The sequence below is a fragment of the uncultured Amnibacterium sp. genome (genome assembly GCF_964250715.1).
In the GTDB taxonomy this organism is placed as follows: Bacteria; Actinomycetota; Actinomycetes; order Actinomycetales; family Microbacteriaceae; genus Amnibacterium.
In genome coordinates, this window is sequence record NZ_CAXUGX010000022.1 from 1 (window position 1) to 4,960 (window position 4,960).

Consider the following 4,960-nt stretch of genomic DNA (forward strand, 5'->3'; position numbering starts at 1 on the left):
TGCGGAGTCGGGCGGGGCCAGGGTTTCGGGGAGCTGCCAGGGGCTGTCGGGTGGTAGCGGCTGGTATTCGAGGTAGCGGGTGTCTTGTTTCCACTCGAGCAGGGGGTCGTAGCGGTCGTCGCGTTGCCCGGGTCGGCGGTGGCGCGGGTTGACGCTCCAGATGTAGTCGGGCGCGACGGTGCGGCGTAGTTCGTTGATGAACTCGTCGTGCTGGGGCCAGCCGCGGTCGAGGATCCGTGATCGCCAGTAGGGGCTGGCCAGCAGTCGGGTCAGGGAGACGACCTGCGGGTAGTTGGCGGCGTGAAAGGTCTGGTTGCTGTCGTCTTCGACGTCGGGCCAGCCCTGGCCGTGGAAGATGCGCATGCGTCGCGTGTAACCGGGGTCGTGTTCGTGTTCGTCGCCGTAGCACTCGAGACGCCAGCCGAGGCAGATGTGTCGGGCGTCGCGGTAGGCGCGCATCACGGCATCGCGGCCGTGGCGGCGGATCAGCCAGCGGTGCCGGCGGGCGGCGTCGAGGATCTCCGGCTGCCGGGACAGGTCCGGCTGGTCGTCGTCATCGCTGAGCCAGCGGCGGTGGCGGCGGCAGACTACGTGGTCGTGCAGCGCCCAGATGGTGACCACTCTGCCGCCAGCGGCGCTGGCGGTGCAGGGCCGGCAGGCGATCACCTCGCTGCGGGCGTGTGGCCGGGGACGGTTCGCGACGTCGACGTGGGCCCGCTCGGGCGGGGCGCACGTCTGTGGCATCGCGTAGGCCAGCGCTGTCGGCGGCATGCCCGAGACGGCGGTGAGGGCGGCGAACGGAACTTCGCCGTCCTTGCGGCGGCTGCCGCTGAGCAGGTGCCGCAGGGCGGCCGGCTCGAGGCGGTTCGCGTCGGCCAGGCGGGCGAGGTAGCTGGTGAGCGTCTCGTCGGTCACCGGCGCGACGGGGCGGGGCAGTGGCCGCAGCAGCAGCGGCCAGTCCATCGGCTCAGGCGACGCCGTGCGCAGCCGATTGTGCGGCGTGATCGACCGGGATGCTGTCGAGCAGCTTGCGGGTGATCTGCTCGGTGCCGTCGAGGATCGCGGTCAGCGCGGCGGCGCGGACCAGGTGTGACAGGCTGCCGATCATGCCGCCGGTGCGCTGGTGCAAGTACCTGGTCAGCTTGGGCAGGGTGCCGGGCTCGTGGCGGTGCAGCCGCAACGCCGCCTCGAGGGTGGCGAGCAGGCTGGCCCATTCGTCGCGGCAGGCGAACGGGCCGGTGTTGATCAGCACGCAGCGGCCGGCGATCTGCTTGCCCCGCACCCCGGTGAACAGCCCGGACCGTTCGACGTTGATGCCGGCGTAGACGAACGTCGCCGGTAGGTGCTCGGTGAAGTACTTCAGGTGGTCGGACATGTCCTCGCCGGCGCTGGTGGCGAGGTTGAGGTTGTGTATTTCGTCGACCAGTACGAGGTCGACGCGGGCGTCGATGAGGACCTGGCAGACCGCGTCGGCGATGTCGGTGGTGTTTTGCCCGCGCCGCACCGCCGGCAGGCCGAGGAAGCGCGCGAACTCCATCGCCAGCTTCCGCGGTGACCCTTTCGGTGGGGTGGTCACATAAACGACCGGGATGCGGTCATGACCTGGATGGCGTTGCCGGACCATCAGCTCGTGGGTGCGGCCAAGCTGCTTGAGCGCGGTGCTCTTGCCGGTCGTCTGCAGCCCGGACACGATCAGCCCGCGGCGGGCCGAGATCTCCCGTCTGTTCAGGAACGTCAGCAGCCTTCCCTGCCGGGCGACCTCGCGGACCGTCGAGGTCGCGACCACGACCATCTCGGAGTGGTAGTTGATCCGGGCCTCGTCATACCGGCCCCGCGCGTCGTCCGTGAGCTTGCGCCACTGCTCGTCCGGCAGCGGCGAGAACGTCGCCGGCGGCGAGTCGATGAAGCGGCGCCACCCGCTCAGCGTCATCGTCGGCTCCCGCCGGTCGGCGTCGAGAAGTTCGTCGTTCATCGGGTTCACCACCACTTCTTCGCCTCCTCATGCGCGTCGAAAACTGCCAGCGGGATCACCGCCGCCAGCCCGTCGTGCTCATCCCCGTCGCCGGCCTCGTCGCTGTCGGCCGGTCCGGGGTCTGGTTCTGCGACTGGGCGTGGCCAGGCCGGTTCGGCCGTGGCCCGCGTGCGGGCAGCCACCCGCCGGTCCCGCTTCGTCGTGGCCGGCTTCGGCCGTGGCGATGCTGCCGGTGTCGGGTCGGGGCCGTGTTCGGCCTTGTCCAGCAAGGCCTCGACGGCGCCGGCGATCTCGGTCTCGGTCACGCGGTCGCCGCCGCGGCGGGACAGGATCTCCCTGGCCTGACTCCACGCCGCTTCGCCGAACGGCATCGGGGTGTTACGCAGGTGCGTCCAGGCGACGGTGATCCACCCGCCATCAGGATGATTGCGGACCCAGATTCGGGTGACGTCATACGGGTCGTAATGGATCTCCCAGCGGCCCTTCTGCACCGCGACGCCGGAGGACTGCCCCCGGTAGGGGTTCAGCGCAGCGCAGTCGTAGGTCCGCCGGTTGATCTTGATGCCGTAAGCGTTGATGACCCGCCACGTCACCGGCAGCAACGCAATGTAGTCATCGGCCGTGAGCGGAACCGGCACGAAACCGGTGACCTCGAGCAGCGCGGCGTACTGCTCGTTCGGCGTCAACGCCGCCCCCGGGGTGAGCGGGTGCCGCAGCCCGTCGTGCGGACGGTTCTGCCAGTGCGCCACGATCCATTCATCGAGCAGATCCTGCAGCTCGACCATCGACCACACCGCGCCCTGATCGGCGTTCGTGCCTCGGCGGTCCACGCTGCGCCCGACATAACCGGCGACGTACTGCGCGAACATCGAGGCGACCGAGGCGAAGGTTCTTTCCACCGTCCCCTTCTCCCAAGGGGAGCCTTCGTGGGTGGGTTGGAAGTTCACCCCCATCGCGCGGCAGGCGGCCCGGAACGCCTGAGACAGGTAGACCATCCCGTGGTCGCAGATCAACGTCTCCGGCACGATCACCGGACGGGCCGCCGCGTGCCGCAGACGTTCATCCAGCGCGACCATCCGCTGGTGCGGCAGGACCGATCGTGACATCCGCAGCGCGTCGGCCCACCCGGGCCGCATCGCCTCCGGGGTAAGAGATTTAGCCAGCAGCAGCGACGCGTCCACCGCCTTCGTCGTCGGCCGCAGCACCGCTGCCGGGATCGTGCGGGTGGCGATGTCGACCAACATCGTCAACTCGACCCGGTCGACCGTGCCGTCATCGAGGACCACCCGGACGTCCAACGGCGTCGAGTCGATCGGGCACCACTCACCCGCCCGCAGCACCGTCACCGCGCCGAACGGGCCGTCCGGGCGCTGCGCCAACGACCGCCGCGTCGGCGCCGACCCGAACGTGTGCCGGCTCGCCGAGATCTGCGCGACGAGGCGGTAGAACGTCGTCCGCGGTGGCATGACCTCGCCCGGGTCGATGCCGTACTCGGCCGCGAGGATCTGCACGACCTTGCGCCGCAGCCGCGTCACCGTGCCCGTTGACCGGTCGGTCTCATCCGCGACGGCCTTCTCGATCGCGGTGATCACCCGCTCGTCCACACCGCTGGCGAACTCACGGGTCAACCGTCCGTCGACCAGGCCGAGTAATCCGTCGGCCTGATAGCGCCGGCGCATCCGCCGCACCGTGGTCAGCGACGCCGTTTCACCGGCCACCTCCAGCTCGGCGACCTTGGCCGCTTCCCGCGCCCGCAACGTGCGTCGCAGCGGGTCGTACTCGCCCGCCGGTGCCGTCCCCGGCGGGCTGTCCGGGCGGACACCATGCAGCAGTTCGACCACGTGCGCTTCCCACCACTGCGCCCGGGCGACTACCTCCTGCGGCAGTCCTTCCAACACCCCGCGCGGCGGCAGTCGCACCCGCTTCGGCCTGGACACCGTGAAACCCGGATCGGTCAGCAACTCAGCCACCGAGACGGCGAAGACCTCGCCCGTCACGCTCGCCAACGCGACCGATCCCTCGGTCACCGCGCTGATCGTGAACAGCGAACCGCGCCAGCCGACCTCGTCACCGGTGACCAGCCGCGCCGGCCGGGACACCGTCACCGCGGCCCGTCCCGATGCACCATCGTGGAGCCCGACAACGGCGCCGCGGCCAGGTCGGCGTCGATCACCCCGCGCCAGAGCAGGTGGAACAGCGTCGGCAACACAGCAAGCCGGTCGCCGGCCATCGCCGCGAGGTCGTCCAACGCAACCGGACCCGACAGCTGCTCAACCAGCCGGCCGGCAACCGACGGCACGCAACAGCGGCGGTGGCGATACCCGGCCAGCCACCGCAGATTCGCGCCCCAGAACGGGTCCAGCTGGCCGCGGCGCTCGTACTGCCACCCCACCGACCCGCACGCCAGCGCCGTCGCTGCGAAGACCTCCGCGTCGTGCGCGTCGATCCGGTCATCAGCGCGCACGTCGATCACCACCGCCGTCCCGTCCGCCCTGCGGGCGAAGTAATCCGGCGCGTGTCGGCGAGGCCTACCCTTCACAGGCCAGGACAACCAGAACGGCTGCGACGACACCGCGACGACGTCGGCGTCGAAGTCCAGCGCCATCAACACATCGCGTTCCAGCCATGACTCGAACCCGACATGCTCGCCCGTCGTGGCGAACCACCACGACCCCCCGAAACTTCGCTGCCCCTTGAAGGAGCCAAAAGCCCGCACCGGCGCCACACCCTCGAACGCCACGCCCCACGAACCCACCAACGGGCCACGCGACTCAACGCCAGCCTCGTCGATCCACGACAGCTGAGCGAGCCCGCACGACAACAGCTCCGCCGTACCGCCCATCGCCATCACCACCCAGCGCCAGCCGATGATGACGCCACCGTAATGATCTTGGTTCAGGTATCTGGAACACCACGCCGAATGGTCCAGAAACCTGGGACAACCCACCCGGACGGTCCAGGTATCCGGGACAACCGAGCCAATGGTTC

General features: G+C 69.8%; 4 protein-coding genes. All 4 read right to left on the reverse strand.

What is annotated here, in order from left to right; all coding sequences use genetic code 11:
* A partial coding sequence (locus tag ACFE7H_RS13595; protein WP_375401775.1) for a TniQ family protein occupies positions 1 to 963 on the reverse strand: 963 nt, incomplete at its 3' end.
* Positions 964 to 967: 4 nt separating this feature from the next.
* A complete protein-coding gene (locus tag ACFE7H_RS13600; RefSeq protein WP_375401776.1) occupies positions 968 to 1,972 on the reverse strand; it encodes an ATP-binding protein in 1,005 nt (334 codons plus the stop codon).
* 5 nt (positions 1,973 to 1,977) lie between these two features.
* The gene (locus ACFE7H_RS13605) at positions 1,978 to 4,077 is read right to left on the reverse strand and encodes a Mu transposase C-terminal domain-containing protein (protein ID WP_375401777.1); all 2,100 of its coding nucleotides are present in this window, start codon (positions 4,075 to 4,077) and stop codon (positions 1,978 to 1,980) included.
* The coding region (locus ACFE7H_RS13610; RefSeq protein WP_375401778.1) for a TnsA-like heteromeric transposase endonuclease subunit at positions 4,074 to 4,960 on the reverse strand (887 nt) is incomplete at its 5' end. The genes ACFE7H_RS13605 and ACFE7H_RS13610, both read right to left, overlap by 4 nt.

Bases quoted from the DNA above. Each gene is read 5' to 3' on its own strand.
- ACFE7H_RS13600 (WP_375401776.1), bottom strand. From the start codon at position 1,972: ATGAACGACGAACTTCTCGACGCCGACCGGCGGGAGCCGACGATGACG.